We start from the raw sequence: 17,576 nt of genomic DNA, 5'->3' as shown, positions 1-17,576 counted from the left end.
CCGATCAACCCTCGCGGCCCGTTTTCTCAGACGATTCACAGAAACGGGCAAGGCTCCTCTCATAGCGCCCCCACAGGCTGTGGGCCATGACGACGACACCCCCCGCCTCCGCGGCCACCGGCACCGCCCACCGCCCCGTGCAGACCGCGGCCCCGCACACCGCCCAGCACACCGCCGTGACCGGCACCGCCGGCGGCACCTCCACCGCCACCGACCTGGCCCGTCCCGACGGCTCGCCCGTCCGCGTCCTCGTCGTGGACGACGAGACCCCGCTGGCCGACCTGCTGTCGATGGCCCTGCGCTACGAGGGCTGGAAGGTCCGCACCGAGGCCGACGGCGCGAGCGCGCTGCGGGCCGCCCGCGAGGACCGCCCCGACGCGGTCGTCCTGGACGTCATGCTGCCCGACATGGACGGCCTGGAGGTGCTGGCCCGGCTGCGCCGCGAGACCCCGGACGTGCCGGTGCTCTTCCTCACCGCGAAGGACGCCGTCGAGGACCGCATCGCCGGGCTCACCGCGGGCGGCGACGACTACGTGACCAAGCCGTTCAGCCTGGAGGAGGTCGTCGCCCGGCTGCGCGGCCTGCTGCGCCGCTCCGGCGCCGCCGCCGTACGCAACGAGTCGCTGCTGACCGTCGGCGACCTCGTCCTCAACGAGGACAGCCACGAGGTCAGCCGCGGCGGCGACAACATCCACCTCACCGCGACCGAGTTCGAGCTGCTGCGCTACCTGATGCGCAACCCGCGCCGGGTGCTCAGCAAGGCGCAGATCCTGGACCGCGTGTGGTCGTACGACTTCGGCGGCCAGGCGAACGTCGTGGAGCTCTACATCTCCTACCTGCGGCGCAAGATCGACGTCGGACGCCCGCCGATGATCCACACCCGGCGCGGCGCCGGCTACCTGATCAAGCCGGGGGAGCCCGCGTGACCCTGCCGCGCCCCGGCAGAACGCGGACCGACGCCCCCACCGCGCGCCGGATCACCACCGCCCGCCGGACCGTCCGCGCCCGCTGGTCGCTGCGGCGCCGGCTCGTCGCGTCGTGCGTCGCGCTTGTCGCGGTCGTGTGCGCGGTCATCGGCGCGGTGACGATCTTCGCGCTGCACGACTTCCTGTACGGCCAGCTCGACGGCAAGGTGCACGACCTGGCCGCCCGCGCCTCGGGCCCGGCGGCCGGCCCGCACGGCGGCGAGGGCAACGGCGGCGGCGACGGGAACGGCGTCGGGAACGGCGTCGGGAACGGGAACGGGACCGCCAACGGGAGCGGGAACGGCACCGGCGCCCAAGGCACCCCCGGTGGCCCCGTCACCCCGCCCCGGCAGGGCGACCGCCCCGACGGCATCCCGCTCGGCTTCCTCATCGGCGGCGGCCAGCCCCGCGAGACGGTCGGCGCGGTCGTCACCCCCGCCGGCACGATCGGCCAGGCCGCCGTCAGCGCCACCGACGCCTCCGGCGAGTCCGGCTCGCGCGGCGCCCTCGTCGCCGACCCGCTCACCAGCGCCCAGGCCGCCGCCTTCACGCACGTCCCCCGCGACGGCCGCCCGCACACCCTCACCGTGCCCGGCCTCGGCGACTACCGCGTGGAGTCCGCCCGCCCCGGCCAGGACGGCAGCACGGTCCTGGTGGGCCTGGCCACCAAGGGCACGCAGGACACCCTCTCGACGCTGATGTGGGTCGAGGTGTCGGTGTCCGCCGCGGGCCTGGTCGCCGCGGGTCTCGCCGGCGCGGCCCTGATGCGGATCGCCCTGCAACCGCTGCGCCGGGTCGCCGCGACCGCCACCCGCGTCTCCGAGCTGCCGCTGGACCGCGGCGAGGTCGCGCTGCACGAGCGCGTCCCGGACTCCGACACCGACCCGCACACCGAGGTCGGGCAGGTCGGCGCGGCCCTCAACCGCATGCTCGGCCATGTGGCGTCCGCGCTGCACGCCCGGCAGGAGAGCGAGACCCGGGTCCGGCGGTTCGTCGCCGACGCCAGCCACGAGCTGCGCACCCCGCTCGCCTCGATCCGCGGTTACGCCGAACTGACCCGGCGCGGCGGCGAGGAGACCGGCCCCGACACCCGGCACGCCCTCGGCCGTATCGAGTCCGAGGCGGCCCGGATGACGACGCTGGTCGAGGACCTGCTGCTGCTCGCCCGGCTCGACGCGGGCCGCCCGCTCAGCCCCGTGCCCACCGACCTGTCGCCGCTGGTCGTGGACGCCGTCAGCGACGCCCGCGCGGCCGGCCGCGACCATGTGTGGCGGCTCGACCTGCCCGACGCCCCCGCGACCGTCGACGGCGACCCGCAGCGGCTGCACCAGGTGCTCACCAACCTGCTGGCCAACGCCCGCACCCACACCCCGCCGGGCACCACCGTCACCGCCCGCGTCACCACCGGGGGGCCCGGCGGCCCGGTCCGCCTGGAGGTCGAGGACGACGGCCCCGGCATCCCCGCCGAGCTGCAGCCCGTCGTCTTCGAGCGCTTCGCCCGCGCCGACGCCTCCCGCACCCGCTCCGCGAGCGGCAACGGTACGGGGCTGGGCCTGGCCATCGTGCAGTCCGTGGTCGCCGCGCACGGCGGCGGCGTGAGCCTGGCCAGCGCACCCGGCCGTACCGTCTTCACGGTCACACTGCCTGCCGCGAACTCCGCGAACTCCGCGAACTCCGCGAACTCCGCGAACTCCGCGGACCCTGTGGCCCTCGCAGGCCCTGCTGCCCCTGCCGCCCCTGTGAACTCCGCCGACACTACGCACTCACAGGCTCTCCCCAGCCTCAGCACATCCTCGTGACAGGGCCGCTGCCGAGCCTCAAGGCATGCGAACCACACTCGGCAATCTGCCCGCCCGGCAGCACCTGCCGGTCGCGGACGCGGCGCCCGCGGGCGGCCGGGGCGGCGGCGCGGCCAGCACACCGGTGCTGGACGTCGTCATCCCGGTCCACAACGAGCAGGACGACCTCGGTCCCTGCGTCCGCCGGCTGCACGCGCACCTGTCCGGCACCTTCCCCTACCCCTTCCGCATCACCGTCGCGGACAACGCCAGCACCGACCTGACGTCGGCCGTCGCCGCCCGACTCGCCGACGAGCTAACGGAGGTGCGCTCCTGCCGGCTGGAGCAGAAGGGCCGCGGGCGCGCCCTGCGCACGGTGTGGACGGCCTCCGACGCGCCGGTGCTGGCGTATATGGACGTCGACCTGTCCACCGACCTCAACGCGCTGCTGCCGCTGGTCGCGCCGCTCATCTCCGGCCACTCCGACCTGGCCATAGGCACCCGGCTCGCGCGCTCCTCGCGCGTCGTGCGCGGCGCCAAACGGGAGTTCATCTCCCGCGCGTACAACCTCATCCTGCGCGGCTCGCTCGCCGCCCGCTTCTCCGACGCGCAGTGCGGCTTCAAGGCGATCCGCGGGGACGTCGCGCAGCGGCTGCTGCCGATGGTCGAGGACACGGGCTGGTTCTTCGACACCGAGATGCTGGTGCTCGCCGAAAGGGCGGGCCTGCGCATCCACGAGGTGCCCGTCGACTGGGTCGACGACCCGGACAGCAGCGTCGACATCGTGCGTACGGCCACCGACGACCTGCGGGGCGTGTGGCGGGTCGGCAGGGCGCTCGCCACCGGGCAACTCGCCCTGGACCGGCTGCGCCGCCCCTTCGGCGACGACCCGCGCGACCGCGAACTGCCCGGCGTGCCCGCCGGGTTGGCCCGGCAGCTGGTCGGCTTCTGCGTCGTCGGCGCGCTCAGCACGCTGGTCTACCTCGCGCTCTTCTCGCTCTTCCGGCTCGGCACCGGCTCCCAGGCCGCCAACGCGCTCGCCCTGCTGCTCTCCGCGCTGGGCAACACCGCCGCCAACCGCCGGCTCACCTTCGGCGTCCGCGGGCGCGACCGGGCAGTACGGCACCAGGCACAGGGCCTGGTCGTCTTCGCCATCGGGCTGGCCCTGACCAGCGGTTCGCTGGCCGCGCTGCACACGGCGACGCCCACGCCGTCGCACGGCAGCGAGTTGGCGGTCCTGGTCGCGGCGAACCTGGCGGCGACGGTGCTGAGGTTCCTGCTCTTCCGGGCCTGGGTCTTCCCGGGCGCCGCACCCGGACCCGTGCCGGGGCACGTACCCGTACCCGAACCCGATCCCGTACGCGTACCCGATTCCGTCGACACCCCCAGGAGCCCGCGATGACCGCGACGACCGGCTTCCCCCACGCGCCGACCGCCGACGCACCCCGCGGGCGGGCCGCCTCGCTCGCCCGGCGGGCATGGCGCGGCAGGACCGCCGACCCGGCGTGGGCGCGGCCCGCCCTGCTCGCGCTGCTGCTCGGCACCCTCGTGCTCTACCTGTACGACCTGGGCGCGTCCGGCTACGCCAACTCCTTCTACTCCGCGGCCGTCCAGGCCGGCAGCCAGAGCTGGAAAGCCTTCTTCTTCGGCTCCTCCGACGCCGCGAACGCCATCACCGTCGACAAGCCGCCGGCCGCGCTGTGGCCGATGGCGCTGTCGGTACGGCTGTTCGGCCTCGGCTCGTGGCAGATCCTCGTGCCCGAGGCGCTGATGGGCGTCGGGACGGTCGCGCTGCTGCACGCCGCCGTACGCCGCCGGTTCGGCGCGGGCGCCGGGCTGCTCGCCGGGGCGCTGCTCGCGGTGACGCCGGTCGCCGCGCTGATGTTCCGCTTCAACAACCCCGACGCGCTGCTGGCGTTGCTCATGGTCGCCACGATCTACTGCGTCCAGCGCGCCCTCGAACACGCCCGCACCTCCTGGCTGTTGGCCGCGGGCGCCCTGCTGGGCCTGGCCTTCCTGACCAAGACCCTCCAGGCGTGGCTCATCGTGCCCGCGCTCACCGTCGGCTACGCGGTGTGCGCCCCGGCCCGGTTGCCCCGCCGGCTGCTGCAACTGCTGTACGCGGGCGGCGCGATGGTGCTGGCCGGCGGCTGGTGGGTGGCGGTCGTGGAGCTGTGGCCCGCGTCGTCCCGCCCGTACATCGGCGGCTCGCAGGACAACAGCTTCCTGTCGCTGACCTTCGGCTACAACGGCTTCGGCCGCATCACCGGCAACGAGACCGGCAGCGTCGGCGGCGGGGGCGGTCCGGGCGGGGGCGGCGGCATGTGGGGCCAGACCGGCATCGGGCGGCTGTTCGGCTCCGACATGGGCGGGCAGATCGCCTGGCTGCTGCCGGCGGCGTTCGCGCTGCTGCTCGCCGGGCTCGTCGTGACGCGGCGGGCGGCGCGCACCGACCTGGTGCGGGCGGACCAACTGCTGTGGGGCGGGGCGCTGCTGAGCACGTTCGTGACGTTCAGCTTCATGTCCGGGATCTTCCACCAGTACTACAACATCGCCCTGGCCCCCTACATCGCGGCGGTCACCGCGATGGGCGGCGTGCTGCTGTGGCGGCGCCGGGCGTCCCTGCCCGCGGCGGCGGCACTGGCCGCGGTCACGGCCGGTACGGGCGCGGTCGCGTACGTCCTGCTCGGCCGCTCGCCGGACTGGCACCCGTGGCTGCGCCACGCCGTCCTCGCGGCGGGCATCCTCGCGGCGGCGCTGCTGCTGGCGCTGCCGTACGTCCGGGGCGCCGGGCTCGTGCGGGTGGCCGCGGTGCTGGGCCTCGCGGCGGTGCTGGGCGGGCCGGTGGCGTACACCCTGGACACGGTGACGACGCCGCACCAGGGCTCCATCGTCACCGCGGGCCCGGCGGTCTCGGCGGGCGGCTTCCCCGGCGGCGGCGGTGGCCGCGGCTTCCCGGGCGGCGGCGGTCGCGGCGGCGCGATGCCGCAGGGCCAGGGCGGTACGTTCCCCGGCGGCGGCTTCCCCGGCGCCGGTACGCAGGGCCAAGGTGCGCAGGGGCAGGGTACGGCGGGCCAATCCCCGCAGGGCCAGGGGCAGTTCCCCGGCTTCCCCGGCGCGCAGGGCGGCACGGCGGGCGAGTCCGCCTCCGGCGGCGGTCGCGGCGGCTTCCCCGGCGGTGGGGGCGGCGGTGGCGGCGGCATGGGCGGCCTGCTCAACGGCACGCAGGTCAGCGCCCAGATGAAGGCACTCCTCACGGCGAACGCCGGCACGTACACCTGGGCCGCGGCGACGGTGGGCTCGCAGAACCAGGCGAGCTACCAACTCGCCACGGGCAAGCCGGTGATGGCCATCGGCGGCTTCAACGGCAGCGACCCGTCACCGACGTTGGCGCAGTTCAAGAAGTACGTCTCCCAGGGGCGCATCCACTACTTCATCGCCTCCGGCGCGGGCGGCGGCGGAGGCGGCATGGGCGCCAGCATGGGCGGCTCCAACGCGCCCTCGCAGATCACCTCCTGGGTCGAGGCCCACTACACCGCGAAGACGGTCGGCAACGCGACGGTCTACGACCTGAGTTGAGCCACCCACGCACCGACCTCTGGCACCGGGCGGGAGGGTGGTTGTAGAGTTTTCCAGTGAATGGAGCACTGTCCAGCGAACGGGGCCGCCGATGAGCGCGACGCACAACTCGGGCCCGGCGGCCCCGCATTGGCGCGGCGTGCACAAGGCGCTCGCCGACCCGCTGCGGATCCGGCTCCTGGAAGCGCTCTGGGAGACGCCGCAGTCCGCCCGCGAGCTCGGCGAGCGGCAGGCGCTGCCGGCCGACCGGCTCTACTACCACCTCAAGCAGCTCGAAGCGGCCGGCCTCGTCGAGATCGCGGAGTACCGCCCGCTGGCCCGCGGCAAGGTCGAACGGGTCTACGCGCCCGTCGTCGGCGAACCGCCCGGCGACGCGGCGACCCCCGCCGAACTGGCCGAATTCCTCGGCGCGATGCTCGACGCGACCCGCGCGGACGTCAACGCGGCCTGCCGGGCGCGGCAGGACGGGGCCCGCCGGGAGATCGACCTGCACCGCGGCGCGGTACGGCTCACCGACGAGGCCCTCGCCGAGCTGCGCGGCCACATCGAACGGCTCACCGCCGCATCCGGCGACCGGGACGCCCCCGGGACCTGGACCCGCGTGCTCGTCGCCGTCGTCGACCTGCAGGACCGCCCACCCTCCTGAGGAGCACACACCGTGCACGACAGCCAAGAGCCCGGCAGCCACCCGGCGTTACGTGCCTCGGACGCCGAACGCGACCGCGTGGAAGAGACGTTGAAGCACCACTACGCCGCCGGCCGACTCGACCTCGCCGAGCTCGAAACACGCGTGACCGCGACGCACACCGCCCGCACCCGCGACCAACTCGCCGCCCTCGTACGGGACCTGCCGCCGGAGCCCGAGCCCGTGCCCGAATCGCCGGCCCCCGGCCCCGGCCCCGCTCACGCGATCGACTCGCGGCTGCTGGTCGTCCTGCTGTGCGTCTCGCCGCCCGCCGCGCTCGTCTACTGGCTGCTCTCGCGCCGCTCGGCGGCCCGCCGCCCGGCGGCGGACGACGGGGCCGTGCCCTACTGAGCGCTACGCCAGGCGCGCCGGGAAGCCGCCGGTGGCGAGCGGGCCCCAGCGGTCGGGGGTGATGCGGATGAGGGACTTGCCCTGGCGGATCATCGCCTCGCGGTATTCCGCCCAGTCGGGGTGCTCGCCGCTGATGTTGCGGAAGTACTCGACGAGGGGTTCGACCGCCTCCGGGACGTCCAGCACCTCGGCGGTGCCGTCGATCTGGACCCAGGGGCCGTTCCACTCGTCGGACAGGATGATGACGCTGACCCGCGGGTCGCGGCGGGCGTTGCGGGTCTTGGCCCGCTCGGGGTAGGTCGAGACGACGATACGGCCGGAGTCGTCGACGCCCGCGGTGAGCGGCGAGCCCTGGGGGCGGCCGTCGGCCCGGGTGGTGAGCAGGATCGCCCGGTGCCGGGGGCGTACGAAGTCGAGGAGCTCTTCCCGCGTGACCGCGGTGTTCGTGGCGATGTTGGGAGCCATGCGGCCACCTTATGCCGCCCTCCCCCCGCCCCGGCCGAGCCCGCGCCCGCCCGGACCCGGCCCACCCTGACCCGGCCGACCCGCGCCCGCGCGGACCTTGCCGACCCGCGCGGACCCGCCCCGTACACAGAGCACCCGCGCGGTGATCGGGTCCCGGCGGGCGGCCTCGGCCGTCCCCTGCTCCGGCCGTCGCCGGGACCCGGGCCCGGCGGCGTGCCGGGCCCCACCCGTACCTCCGTTGCCTGGAGACCTCTCCGCAGGGACCTCAGGCCGGGTGGACGGGAGCCTTGTGCGTTGCGCGCGGGGGCGTCAGTCGCGCCCCGCCGCGCCCTCCAGGCCGCTCCTGGTCTTGAGGGCGACCTCCTTGACGAAGACGACCAGCACGAACGCCAGCAGCGCGAACGGCGCCGCGTAGAGGAAGACGTCCCCGATGCCGTGCCCGTACGCGCTCTCCACGACCCCGCGCACCGGCTGCTTGAGCGTCGCGACGTCCGGGATGCCGCCGCCCGCGCCGCCGCCCTGCACCCCGAGCGCGCTCAGGCCGTCGGTGACGAAGTGCGTGACGCGGTTGCCGAGCACCGCGCCCAGCGCGGTCACGCCGACCGCGCCGCCCAGCGAGCGGAAGAAGGTCACCAGGGAGCTCGCGGCGCCGAGGTCGGCCACGGAGACCTGGTTCTGCACGGCGAGCACGAGGTTCTGCATCATCATGCCGACGCCCAGGCCGAGCAGCGCCATGTAGACGGCGACCTGCCAGTACGGGGTGTCGTAGCGGATCAGGCCGAGCGTCGCGGAGCCCGCGGTGAGCAGCAGGCCGCCGGAGACCAGGAACGCCTTCCAGCGCCCGGTGCGGGTGATGACCTGGCCGGTCACGGTCGAGGCGATGAACAGCCCGCCGATCAGCGGGATCGTCATGATCCCGGACATCGTCGGGGTGCGCCCGCGCGCCAGCTGGAAGTACTGGCTCAGGAACACCGTGCCGGCGAACATCGCGACGCCCACGAACAGGCTGGCGAGCGAGGTGAGGGTGATCGTCTTGTTGCGGAACAGCCGCAGCGGCACGATCGGCTGCGCGGCGCGCGACTCGACGTACACGAAGACCGCGCCGAGCAGCAGCGCGGCCGGCACCATCACATACGTCTGCCACGACATCCACGGGTAGTTCTGGCCGGCCAGCGACACCCAGATCATCAGCAGCGACACCGCCGCGGTGATGAAGAACGCGCCGGCCCAGTCGATGGTGACCTTCCGCTTGACCACCGGCAGGTGCAGCGTCTTCTGCAGCACGATCAGCGCGATGACGGCGAAGGGCACGCCGACGTAGAAGCACCAGCGCCAGCCGAGCGCGGAGTCGACGATCACGCCGCCGACCAGCGGGCCGCCGACGGTGGCGACGGCGAAGGTCGCGCCGAGGTAGCCGCTGTAGCGGCCCCGCTCGCGCGGCGAGATCATCGCGGCCATGATCACCTGGGTGAGCGCGGACAGCCCGCCCGCGCCGACGCCCTGGATGAGCCGGCAGCCGATGAGCATGCCGGGGCTGGTGGAGAAGCCGGCCACGACCGAGCCCGCCACGTAGATCACCAGCGCCAGCTGGATCAGCAGCTTCTTGCTGAACAGGTCGGAGAGCTTGCCCCAGATCGGGGTGGTCGCGGTGACCGCGAGCAGCGAGGCGGTGACGACCCAGGTGTACGCGCTCTGGCCGCCGCCGATGTCGGCGAGGATGCGCGGCAGGGCGTTGGAGACGATGGTCGACGACAGGATCGCGACGAACAGCCCGAGCAGCAGCCCGGACAGGGCCTCCATGATCTGCCGGTGCGACATCGGCGTCCCCGCCGCGGGGTGGGGCGGGGCGGTGTGCGCGGGCTGCGGGGTGTGCGCGGATTGCGCGGCGGGTGCGGGTTGCGTCGCGGACGTACGGGGTGTGTCGGACGTAGGGGACGTCGCCATCAGGCCTCCACTTAATTGCCTGAAGCAACCATACGGCGAATTGGTTGTATACGGCAAGCGCTGTGGGGCGGCTGTGGCGAAGGCCACGCGGGAGAGTCGGCTGGTCCCGGGGGGAAGATGCGGGGAACAGTCGCAGATGGGGGGCCTGCGGGGGGTGCGGGGGCCGGAGCCGACACGCTAGGGTCAGGCGGCATGTCGAGCAACCAGCAGAGCCCTGAGAACAACTACGACCCGGCCGGCTCCACGCAGATGTTCCGCGCCTTCGTCGACGAGGAGCCGCGGCAGGCCGCCCAGGTGCAGCGGGCGCAGGCCCGGCCGCGTACCGGTCTGATCATCGGCATCGTCGTCGCGGTCGTCGTCATTGTCGGAGTGGTCGCACTCGCCCTGAAGTAACCAGGGACACCATCCGCCCGGCCGCCGCGTCACCGGCGGCCCGGAGCAGAAGCCCGACCACTCCGTCCCGTCCTCATCCCTCGCCTTTTCCGGTCGGTCTTCCTGCTCACTCCCTCCGCGGCCGGCCTCGTCCCTCGGCCGACCACTCCGGGAGCTCGGGCGTCAGCCCTCAGCGGTCAGACCCTCACGCAATTGCGCCAGCGTGCGCGTCAGCAGGCGGGAGACGTGCATCTGCGAGATGCCGACCTCCTCGCCGATCTGCGACTGCGTCATGTTCGCGAAGAACCGCAGCATGATGATCTGGCGCTCGCGCGGCGGCAGTTGGGCCAGCAGCGGCTTGAGCGACTCGCGGTACTCGACGCCTTCGAGCGCCGCGTCCTCGTAGCCGAGCCGGTCCGCCAGCGAGCCCTCGCTGCCGTCGTCCTCGGGCGGCGGGGAGTCCAGCGAGCTCGCGGTGTAGGCGTTGCCGACCGCGAGGCCGTCGACGACGTCCTCCTCGGAGACGCCCAGGCACGCCGCCAGCTCACCCACGGTGGGGGAGCGGTCGAGCCGCTGGGACAGCTCGTCGCTGGCCTTGGTGAGCGCCAGCCGCAGCTCCTGGAGCCGGCGCGGCACCCGCACCGACCAGGACGTGTCACGGAAGAACCGCTTGACCTCGCCGACGATCGTCGGCATCGCGAACGTCGGGAACTCGACCCCGCGCTCGCAGTCGAAGCGGTCGATCGCCTTGATCAAGCCGATCGTGCCGACCTGGACGATGTCCTCCATCGGCTCGTTGCGGCTGCGGAAGCGCGCCGCCGCGTACCGCACGAGCGGCAGGTTCAGCTCGATCAAGGTGTCGCGTACGTAGGTGCGTTCGGGGCTGTCGGGCGGCACTTCCGCAAGGCGCAGGAAGAGCGTGCGGGACAGCGTGCGGGTGTCGATGGCCTCGCCGTGAAGAGCATCGTGCGGTGCGTCGTCGGTAAGCACCTTGGGACTGCCCACCTGTACGGACATGCCACCCCCTCTGAGGTCGCGGACGGGTTGTCGCGAGCGACGTCGTTCCTTCGGTCGTTCCTCCACTGGAATACCGGAGGCGCGCTCGCGACAAACGCGGTATCCGCAGAATGTCACATGTCGGCAACACGCTGTAGCGCCAAGTCGACATATCTGCGCAGGTGACTTAATCCGTTTCGGTTACGCTTCGAGCTGGTTTGCGGACCTCAGCCGGGCGAAGCTCCGGGACAGCAGCCGGGACACGTGCATCTGGGAAACGCCCAGCTCAGCGCTGATCTGCGACTGCGTCAGATTGCCGAAGTAGCGCAGCAGCAGGATCCGCCGCTCGCGCTCGGGGAGTTGGACCAGCAGATGCCGGACCAGATCACGGTGCTCGACGCCCGACAGGGCCGGGTCCTCGTAGCCGAGCCGGTCCAGCAGCCCGGGGGCCCCGTCGCCCTCCTGGGCGGCCTCCAGGGATGTCGCGTGGTAGGCCCGGCCGGCCTCCAGGCACGCCAGCACCTCCTCCTCCGACAGCCCCAGCCGGGCGGCGATCTCGGCGGTCGTGGGCGAGCGGCCGTGCAGCACGGTCAGGTCCTCGATCGCGCCGCTCACCTGCACCCACAGCTCGTGCAGCCGGCGCGGGACGTGCACGGTCCTGACGTTGTCCCGGAAGTAACGTTTGATCTCGCCCACCACGGTGGGCATCGCGAAGGTCGGGAACTGCACCCCGCGGTCCGGGTCGAACCGGTCGATCGCGTTGATCAGCCCGATCGTGCCGACCTGGACGACGTCCTCCATCGGCTCGTTGCGGCTGCGGAAGCGCGCGGCGGCGTACCGCACGAGCGGCAGGTTGACCTCGATGAGCGCGGCCCGCACCCGGGCGTGCTCGGGTGTGCCGGGTTCGAGTGTGCGGATCTGTTCGAACAGCACCTGGGTGAGTGCCCGGGCGTCCGCCGCGTTGGTGCTCGGGGTACGCGTCCTGCCGCGGGGATACGTGGACGGCGGCGTTGACGCCGTTGACGCCGTACGGGCCGGCACCGGCACGTCACACCCCTCTTCGGTTCGACTCTTCCGGCAAAAGCGGTCATAGCATCACAATTCCGGTGTGGGGGCGCAAGCACCGCATATTGCCGTGTTGTACAACCGGCGCACACCCGGGCACGGCAAAGCCCCCTGCCGCGGCGGCAGGGGGCTCGGTGCGACCCGTCGCACACCCCGCGCGGGGGCGTGCGGCCGGCTCAGATCTCGTAGTCCGCAATCACCCAGGTGGCGAACTCCGCCCAGGGGGCGACGGCCGCCTGGTGCGCCGGGTGTTCGAGGTAGCGCTGCAGCGCGGCGGTGTCCGCGACCGAGGAGTTGATCGCGAAGTCGTACGCCACGGGCCGGTCCGTCACGTTCCAGCCGCACTCCCAGGACACCACCTCGGGCACGAGCGCCCCGAGCTCGGCGAACCCCTTCGCGCCCGCGACGACCCGCGGCTCGTCGCGCGCGACGCCGTCGTTGAGCTTGAACAGCACCAGATGCCGGATCATGCGGCCCCCTCGGCCTTCGTCAGTTGGCCAGGTCGTGCATGAACTGCCCGATGCTCTTGGCCGCGTTCGATATCCCCACGAAGCCTACTTGCACCAGGTCGGCGGCCCGCGCGGGCTGGTTGATGATCGTGTACAGCACGAAGATCACCAGCACGTACGTGGCGATCTTCCTCGCCTGCGCCATGCTCCTTGCCCACCCCCAGTCGCGGCCCGGCACGTGCAATCGCCTGAGTCTATCCACCAGATACGCCAATCCGACGTCCCGCCAAGCCTTTCATACGACGAACGCCAGTGGGTGCGGGCAGCGCGGAGCCCCGTGCGGGCAACACAAAACCCCACCTGCTCGCCTGGGCAGATGGGGTGTTCGTGTGCATCCGGTGTGCATCTGGCGGTAGCGGTGGGATTTGAACCCACGGAGGAGTTGCCCCCTCACACGCTTTCGAGGCGTGCTCCTTAGGCCGCTCGGACACGCTACCGGGAGAGAGCTTAGCCCACGCCGGGACGTGGTCGGTAATCCTTAGCGGTCCAGCGGGCGGGTGGTGCGGAAGAAGGCGGTGAGGAGGCCGGCGGCCGGGGTGGCGAGGACGCCGGGGACGACCTCGGGGCGGTGGTTGAGGCGGCGGTCGCGCAGCAGGTCCCACAGGGAGCCGGCGGCGCCCGCCTTGCGGTCGACGGCGCCGTAGACGACGCGGTCGACGCGGGACTGGACGAGGGCGCCCGCGCACATGGCGCAGGGTTCGAGGGTGACGACCAGTGTGCAGCCGGTCAGCCGCCATTCGCCGACCGCCTCGGCCGCCCGGCGCAGGGCGAGGACCTCGGCGTGGGCGGTCGGGTCGCCGGTGGCCTCGCGCTCGTTGCGGGCACGGGCGAGCACGGTCCTGCCGTCCGGGGACAGCACGACCGCGCCCACCGGGACGTCGCCGGTGAGCGGAGCCAGTTCCGCCTCCGCCAGGGCCAGCCGCATGGCGGTCGCCCACGGGTCGCGGACCGGGTCGGGCGGGTCGCCCGCGTCCCCTGGCGGAGGTGGCGATGCCGGTGGGTGAGGTGTCAGCGGACCGCCTCCAGCACGTCGGCACAACCCAGGGCCTCGGCGATCTCGCCGAGCGCCTCACCGGTGAGCGCCCCGTCGCCGCTGAGGGCCAGCAGCTCCTTGGTGCTCATCCCCAGGTCGGCGAGCAGATCGGTCTCGCCGAGCGGGCCGACGGGCACGTGGTCCTCCGAGAGGCCGGCGACGGCCCCCTCGTCGTCCTCCGTGTCGCCGTCCTCGGTGCCGTCGAGGTCGACCAGGTCGTCGAGGTCCTGCGGGTCGCGCCCCAGTACCTCGTCGGTGAGCAGGATCTCCCCGTACGAGCTGCGGGCGGCGGCTGCCGCGTCGGACACGTAGATCCTGGGGTCGTCCTCACCGTCGACACGGACGACGCCGAACCAGGCGTCCTCCTGCTCGATGAAGACCAGAACCGTTTCGTCCTCGTCGCCGGCCGCACGGGCCAGTTCACTCAGATCGGCGAGGGTTTCCACATTGTCGAGATCGGGTTCGCTCGCTTGCCAACCGTCCTCGGTGCGCGCGAGCAGTGCGGCGAAGTACACCGTGACTCTCCCACAGGTCTCAGGCCGTCCGGACCGGGTGAGGGCCTGGCGTCGGCTTCCACCGGCTCCGGTCGGCCCCACCCATCGGCATCGTGGCAGAAACCGGGGCGTTGCGAAGGGTCTTCGGCACTGCGACGTGCCAGGTCTTCGTCACTTTCGTGGGATTACGCGCCCCCGTACCGCCATTGCGGGGGTCCTTCGGTCACCCGCCCGCCATGAAACGGTCACGCAGCGCTCATGTGGCGCCCGTCCCGGGCCAGGTGATTTTCACCACCGGAAGGTGCGCATCCGCATCTGCCGGCGCATGCGTGCCGCGCGGGCCCGGCGCGGCTGCACGCGCTCGCGCAGCTCGCGGGCCTCGTTGAGCTCGCGCAGGAAGGTCGCGCGGCGCCTGCGGCGCTCCGAGTCCTGCTGGCCGGCGCTGTCGTCGTGGTCCGCCATGGGCGTCACCGTCCCTGGGAGGTGCCCGGTCGTGTGCACCCGGCTGACACGGCCGGGCGTACAGACCCACTTTCCCTCTTACGGGCGGTTTACCCCACCGGCGGCGCAGGAGCCGAGGGTGAGGCGGGGCTGGCAGCGGCACCCGGAGGGGCCGTTACAGTCATCGGTATGCGTCTCCACGTCGTCGACCACCCGCTGGTCGCGCACAAGCTCACCACGCTGCGCGACGAGCGCACCGACTCCCCGACCTTCCGCCGGCTGGCGGACGAGCTGGTCACCCTGCTCGCCTACGAGGCCACGCGCGACGTCAGGACCGAGCAGGTCGACATCCGCACGCCCGTCGCGCCCACCACCGGGGTGCGGCTGTCCTACCCGCGGCCCATGGTCGTGCCGATCCTGCGCGCCGGCCTCGGCATGCTCGACGGCATGATGCGCCTGCTGCCCACCGCCGAGGTCGGCTTCCTCGGCATGGTCCGCGACGAGCACACCCTGGAGGCGACGACGTACGCCACCCGGATGCCGGAGGACCTGTCCGGCCGCCAGGTCTACGTCGTCGACCCCATGCTGGCCACCGGCGGCACCCTGGTCGCCGCGATCGACCTGCTCATCGACATGGGCGCCGACGACGTCACCGCGCTGTGCCTGCTGGCCGCGCCGGAGGGCGTCGAGACGATGGAGCGCAAGCTCGCCGGCAAGCCCGTCACCGTCGTGACCGCCGCGGTCGACGACCACCTCAACGACCAGGGCTTCATCGTCCCCGGCCTCGGCGACGCGGGCGACCGGCTGTACGGGGCCGTGAGCTAGCGGCTGGATCGTGGGGGCGGGCCCGGCCGGTCTCGGCCGGGCCCGCCCCGCAGGCCGGTGCTCTCTCCCGCGGCTCAGGGCTTCGCCGGAGCCTTCGCGGGCGTGGTGGCCGGGGCGCCGGTCGCGCACACCGCCTTCGGCGGCGGGGGGTTCGCCGCGACGACACGGGCCTTGGCCGCGTCCGCCGGGGAGGCGAGCGCCGTGAACGCGTTGCCGATCATCACATCGACGTTCTTGTCCTTGCGGGTCGGATCGATCTTCACCATCGACCCGGCAACTTGCGTACCCGCCTCGCGGGCGGCGGCCTCGGCGGCCGGTCCCGCCACGATCAGCGCCGACTGCGTGACCTTCTTGTCGTACGGCGGCGAGGCGTTGCCGAACGCCTTCACCTTGAAGCCGCGGCTGGCGAAGGCGTCCGCCGTGGTCTTGGCCAGGCCGCCGCGGGTGGTGGCGTTGTAGACGTTCACCGTCACACCGGCGGGCTGCGGCAGCGCCATCGGCTTGAGCGCGGGCGCGGTGGTGGTGGGCGTGCACGGGCGGTTCTGCGGGGCGGCGTTCGCCTTGGTGTCCCCGTCGTCGCCCTTGAAGACATCGAAGAGCTGGAGCGCGCCGTAGCCGAAGAGGCCCAGCACGACGACCGAGGCGATCACGGCGGCCACGATCCGGCCGCGCTTCTTCGGCCGTCGCATCCGCGGATACTGGTCCCCGGTGACTCGGTACTTACCGCCCATCCCAGAGGGCGTCAGCATGCTCATGAGCGCAGCGTAAGCGGATTGTCAGTCCATCTCCAGGACCCGGGCGTGCAGCACTTGACGCTGCTGGAGGGCGGCGCGGACGGCTCGGTGCAGGCCGTCTTCGAGGTAGAGGTCACCCTGCCATTTGACGACATGCGCGAACAGGTCGCCATAGAAGGTGGAGTCCTCGGCGAGCAGCGTCTCCAGGTCGAGCTGGCCCTTGGTGGTCACCAACTGGTCCAGCCGCACAGGTCGGGGGGCCACGTCGGCCCACTCACGCGTACTCACCCGGCCGTGGTCCGGGTACGGCCGAGTGCTTCCGATGCGCTTGAAGATCACACGGAAAGCCTACCGGTCCCGCCTCTTGAGGCGCAGCACCCTCCCGGGGCTCACCTGACATGGACCCGGCGGCCGTGCCCCGGATCTCAGGCCGAGGTGGCGTAGAGCAGGGCGCGCGTGGCGGGGTGGGCGGCGGCCGACGGGGGCCAGGTGAGGCGCAGGTGGAGCGTCGGGGCCTGCGTGAGGTCGAGGCCGACCAGGGTGCCGGCGTCGAGGTCGGCGGTGACGGCGAACGCCGGGAGGAGGGCCAGGCCGACGCCCTGCCGGGCCCAGGCGCGCATCACGGCGACGCTGCCGGCCTGGACGCGCTCGACCGCGGGGCCGAACAGCCGCGCGGCGGCGAGCGCGAAGGAGCAGCTGGACGCCGCGTTGACCAGCAGCCGCTCGCCGTCCAGGTCGCGGGGCCGCAGATCGCGCGCTGCGGCCCGCGGATGGCCCGGCGCGGCCACCAGCCGCAGCGGCACCGGATCGAGGTCGAGGAAGTCCAGCGGGGCGCCCGGCGGCACCGCGAAGCCGAGGTCGCCGAGGGCGTCCCCGGTGTCGAGCAGCAGCGCCGCGTCCAGCTCACCGCCGCGCACCGCGGCCAGCAGCGCGTCCCGCGAGGCGACCGCCCGCACCTCCACCCGCAGCCCCGGCCTGCGCTCGGCGAGCCGGGCCAGGATCGGCGGCACCAACTCCGCCGCGATCGACTCCAGCGCCCCGAGCCGCACGGTCATGAGCTCACGCGCCGCCGCGTCCACCGCCCGCACCTCCCGCCGGGCCTCCTCCACCTCCCCGAGCAGCCGCCGCGCCCACACCAGCAGCTCCCTGCCCGCCGCGGTCGCCCGCATCCCCCGCGGATCCCGCTCGAACAGCCGCACCCCAAGGTCCCGCTCCAACGTCCGCACCGCCTGCGACACGGACGACGGCGCCATCCCGAGGACGTTCGCGGCATCCGTGACGCTGCCTCCGCGGACGACGGCTTCGAAGGTGCGCAACTGGCGCAGTTCCATTGCTTGCTC

General features: G+C 73.1%; 20 protein-coding genes and 1 tRNA gene. 8 read left to right on the top strand and 13 right to left on the bottom strand.

Annotated features, from left to right (window positions below):
- Positions 1 to 86 precede the first annotated feature (86 nt).
- The 6 genes from HCN08_RS05515 to HCN08_RS05490 all read left to right on the top strand — a co-directional run bounded on the left by HCN08_RS05515 (position 87) and on the right by HCN08_RS05490 (position 7,358).
- Entirely contained in the window at positions 87 to 926 is an 840-nt protein-coding gene (locus HCN08_RS05515; protein WP_167981744.1) for a response regulator transcription factor, read from the top strand.
- A 2-nt stretch (positions 927 to 928) separates the two neighbouring features.
- Positions 929 to 2,764, top strand: a complete 1,836-nt coding sequence (locus HCN08_RS05510; protein WP_240969827.1) for a sensor histidine kinase — start codon at positions 929 to 931, stop codon at positions 2,762 to 2,764.
- 25 nt (positions 2,765 to 2,789) lie between these two features.
- Positions 2,790 to 4,145 (top strand): bifunctional glycosyltransferase family 2/GtrA family protein, encoded by a 1,356-nt coding sequence (locus HCN08_RS05505; RefSeq protein WP_167981743.1) that lies wholly within the window; start codon positions 2,790 to 2,792, stop codon positions 4,143 to 4,145.
- A complete protein-coding gene (locus tag HCN08_RS05500) occupies positions 4,142 to 6,322 on the top strand; it encodes a mannosyltransferase YkcB-related protein (RefSeq protein ID WP_167981742.1) in 2,181 nt (726 codons plus the stop codon). The genes HCN08_RS05505 and HCN08_RS05500 overlap by 4 nt, the downstream gene beginning before the upstream one ends.
- Positions 6,323 to 6,413: 91 nt before the next feature.
- Entirely contained in the window at positions 6,414 to 6,968 is a 555-nt protein-coding gene (locus tag HCN08_RS05495; protein ID WP_167981741.1) for an ArsR/SmtB family transcription factor, read from the top strand.
- 12 nt (positions 6,969 to 6,980) lie between these two features.
- The gene (locus tag HCN08_RS05490) at positions 6,981 to 7,358 is read left to right on the top strand and encodes a DUF1707 SHOCT-like domain-containing protein (protein WP_167981740.1); all 378 of its coding nucleotides are present in this window, start codon (positions 6,981 to 6,983) and stop codon (positions 7,356 to 7,358) included.
- 3 nt (positions 7,359 to 7,361) lie between these two features.
- Here HCN08_RS05490 and HCN08_RS05485 read toward each other — a convergent pair whose 3' ends face one another.
- Positions 7,362 to 7,823 carry a PPOX class F420-dependent oxidoreductase gene (locus HCN08_RS05485; protein WP_167981739.1) on the bottom strand — a complete coding sequence of 154 codons (462 nt, stop codon included), beginning with the start codon at positions 7,821 to 7,823 and terminating at the stop codon, positions 7,362 to 7,364.
- A gap of 309 nt (positions 7,824 to 8,132) precedes the next feature.
- A complete protein-coding gene (locus tag HCN08_RS05480) occupies positions 8,133 to 9,641 on the bottom strand; it encodes an MDR family MFS transporter (protein WP_206318447.1) in 1,509 nt (502 codons plus the stop codon).
- Positions 9,642 to 9,959: 318 nt separating this feature from the next.
- On the opposite strand from HCN08_RS05480, the gene HCN08_RS05475 reads away from it, so the two are divergent.
- Positions 9,960 to 10,160, top strand: coding sequence for a hypothetical protein (locus HCN08_RS05475; RefSeq protein ID WP_167981737.1), 201 nt, complete (start codon positions 9,960 to 9,962; stop codon positions 10,158 to 10,160).
- Between the two features lie 162 nt (positions 10,161 to 10,322).
- Here HCN08_RS05475 and HCN08_RS05470 read toward each other — a convergent pair whose 3' ends face one another.
- The 8 genes from HCN08_RS05470 to HCN08_RS05435 all read right to left on the bottom strand — a co-directional run bounded on the left by HCN08_RS05470 (position 10,323) and on the right by HCN08_RS05435 (position 14,698).
- Positions 10,323 to 11,156 (bottom strand): RNA polymerase sigma factor SigF, encoded by an 834-nt coding sequence (locus HCN08_RS05470; RefSeq protein ID WP_167981736.1) that lies wholly within the window; start codon positions 11,154 to 11,156, stop codon positions 10,323 to 10,325.
- 180 nt (positions 11,157 to 11,336) lie between these two features.
- Entirely contained in the window at positions 11,337 to 12,182 is an 846-nt protein-coding gene (locus HCN08_RS05465) for an RNA polymerase sigma factor SigF (protein ID WP_407648682.1), read from the bottom strand.
- Between the two features lie 194 nt (positions 12,183 to 12,376).
- Positions 12,377 to 12,670 (bottom strand): Dabb family protein, encoded by a 294-nt coding sequence (locus HCN08_RS05460; protein ID WP_167981735.1) that lies wholly within the window; start codon positions 12,668 to 12,670, stop codon positions 12,377 to 12,379.
- A gap of 19 nt (positions 12,671 to 12,689) precedes the next feature.
- Positions 12,690 to 12,854: a hypothetical protein gene (locus HCN08_RS05455; protein WP_167981734.1), complete on the bottom strand. Its 165-nt coding sequence runs from the start codon at positions 12,852 to 12,854 to the stop codon at positions 12,690 to 12,692.
- A 202-nt stretch (positions 12,855 to 13,056) separates the two neighbouring features.
- A tRNA-Ser gene (locus HCN08_RS05450) sits at positions 13,057 to 13,146 on the bottom strand.
- Positions 13,147 to 13,187: 41 nt separating this feature from the next.
- On the bottom strand, positions 13,188 to 13,634 hold the full coding sequence (locus HCN08_RS05445; RefSeq protein WP_167981733.1) for a nucleoside deaminase: 447 nt from the start codon (positions 13,632 to 13,634) through the stop codon (positions 13,188 to 13,190).
- Between the two features lie 83 nt (positions 13,635 to 13,717).
- On the bottom strand, positions 13,718 to 14,257 hold the full coding sequence (locus HCN08_RS05440) for a tRNA adenosine deaminase-associated protein (protein WP_167981732.1): 540 nt from the start codon (positions 14,255 to 14,257) through the stop codon (positions 13,718 to 13,720).
- A gap of 267 nt (positions 14,258 to 14,524) precedes the next feature.
- Entirely contained in the window at positions 14,525 to 14,698 is a 174-nt protein-coding gene (locus tag HCN08_RS05435; RefSeq protein WP_167981731.1) for a hypothetical protein, read from the bottom strand.
- Positions 14,699 to 14,866: 168 nt separating this feature from the next.
- Here HCN08_RS05435 and upp point away from each other — a divergent pair, with 168 nt between their 5' ends.
- Positions 14,867 to 15,502, top strand: a complete 636-nt coding sequence (upp, locus tag HCN08_RS05430; protein WP_167981730.1) for a uracil phosphoribosyltransferase — start codon at positions 14,867 to 14,869, stop codon at positions 15,500 to 15,502.
- Between the two features lie 74 nt (positions 15,503 to 15,576).
- On the opposite strand, the gene HCN08_RS05425 is transcribed toward upp, so the two are convergent.
- The 3 genes from HCN08_RS05425 to HCN08_RS05415 form a co-directional block, all read right to left on the bottom strand.
- The gene (locus HCN08_RS05425; RefSeq protein WP_240969797.1) at positions 15,577 to 16,191 is read right to left on the bottom strand and encodes a LytR C-terminal domain-containing protein; all 615 of its coding nucleotides are present in this window, start codon (positions 16,189 to 16,191) and stop codon (positions 15,577 to 15,579) included.
- 87 nt (positions 16,192 to 16,278) lie between these two features.
- Complete coding sequence (locus HCN08_RS05420; protein ID WP_033173270.1) at positions 16,279 to 16,575, bottom strand: type II toxin-antitoxin system VapB family antitoxin; 297 nt, start codon at positions 16,573 to 16,575, stop codon at positions 16,279 to 16,281.
- 86 nt (positions 16,576 to 16,661) lie between these two features.
- Positions 16,662 to 17,567, bottom strand: coding sequence for a LysR family transcriptional regulator (locus HCN08_RS05415; protein ID WP_167981729.1), 906 nt, complete (start codon positions 17,565 to 17,567; stop codon positions 16,662 to 16,664).
- Positions 17,568 to 17,576: the final 9 nt, after the last annotated feature.

The sequence above is a fragment of the Actinacidiphila epipremni genome, from assembly GCF_012034175.1.
Taxonomy (GTDB): Bacteria; Actinomycetota; Actinomycetes; order Streptomycetales; family Streptomycetaceae; genus Actinacidiphila; species Actinacidiphila epipremni.
Note: the sequence above shows the minus strand (reverse complement) of the source record. Positions and strands in the feature narration are given on the sequence as shown.

Bases quoted from the DNA above. Each gene is read 5' to 3' on its own strand.
- HCN08_RS05515 (WP_167981744.1), top strand. From the start codon at position 87: ATGACGACGACACCCCCCGCCTCCGCGGCCACCGGCACCGCCCACCGC.
- HCN08_RS05505 (WP_167981743.1), top strand. From the start codon at position 2,790: ATGCGAACCACACTCGGCAATCTGCCCGCCCGGCAGCACCTGCCGGTC.
- HCN08_RS05500 (WP_167981742.1), top strand. From the start codon at position 4,142: ATGACCGCGACGACCGGCTTCCCCCACGCGCCGACCGCCGACGCACCC.
- HCN08_RS05495 (WP_167981741.1), top strand. From the start codon at position 6,414: ATGAGCGCGACGCACAACTCGGGCCCGGCGGCCCCGCATTGGCGCGGC.
- HCN08_RS05485 (WP_167981739.1), bottom strand. From the start codon at position 7,823: ATGGCTCCCAACATCGCCACGAACACCGCGGTCACGCGGGAAGAGCTC.
- HCN08_RS05480 (WP_206318447.1), bottom strand. From the start codon at position 9,641: ATGTCGCACCGGCAGATCATGGAGGCCCTGTCCGGGCTGCTGCTCGGG.
- HCN08_RS05475 (WP_167981737.1), top strand. From the start codon at position 9,960: ATGTCGAGCAACCAGCAGAGCCCTGAGAACAACTACGACCCGGCCGGC.
- HCN08_RS05470 (WP_167981736.1), bottom strand. From the start codon at position 11,156: ATGTCCGTACAGGTGGGCAGTCCCAAGGTGCTTACCGACGACGCACCG.
- HCN08_RS05460 (WP_167981735.1), bottom strand. From the start codon at position 12,670: ATGATCCGGCATCTGGTGCTGTTCAAGCTCAACGACGGCGTCGCGCGC.
- HCN08_RS05455 (WP_167981734.1), bottom strand. From the start codon at position 12,854: ATGGCGCAGGCGAGGAAGATCGCCACGTACGTGCTGGTGATCTTCGTG.
- HCN08_RS05445 (WP_167981733.1), bottom strand. From the start codon at position 13,634: ATGCGGCTGGCCCTGGCGGAGGCGGAACTGGCTCCGCTCACCGGCGAC.
- HCN08_RS05435 (WP_167981731.1), bottom strand. From the start codon at position 14,698: ATGGCGGACCACGACGACAGCGCCGGCCAGCAGGACTCGGAGCGCCGC.
- upp (WP_167981730.1), top strand. From the start codon at position 14,867: ATGCGTCTCCACGTCGTCGACCACCCGCTGGTCGCGCACAAGCTCACC.
- HCN08_RS05425 (WP_240969797.1), bottom strand. From the start codon at position 16,191: ATGCGACGGCCGAAGAAGCGCGGCCGGATCGTGGCCGCCGTGATCGCC.
- HCN08_RS05415 (WP_167981729.1), bottom strand. From the start codon at position 17,567: ATGGAACTGCGCCAGTTGCGCACCTTCGAAGCCGTCGTCCGCGGAGGC.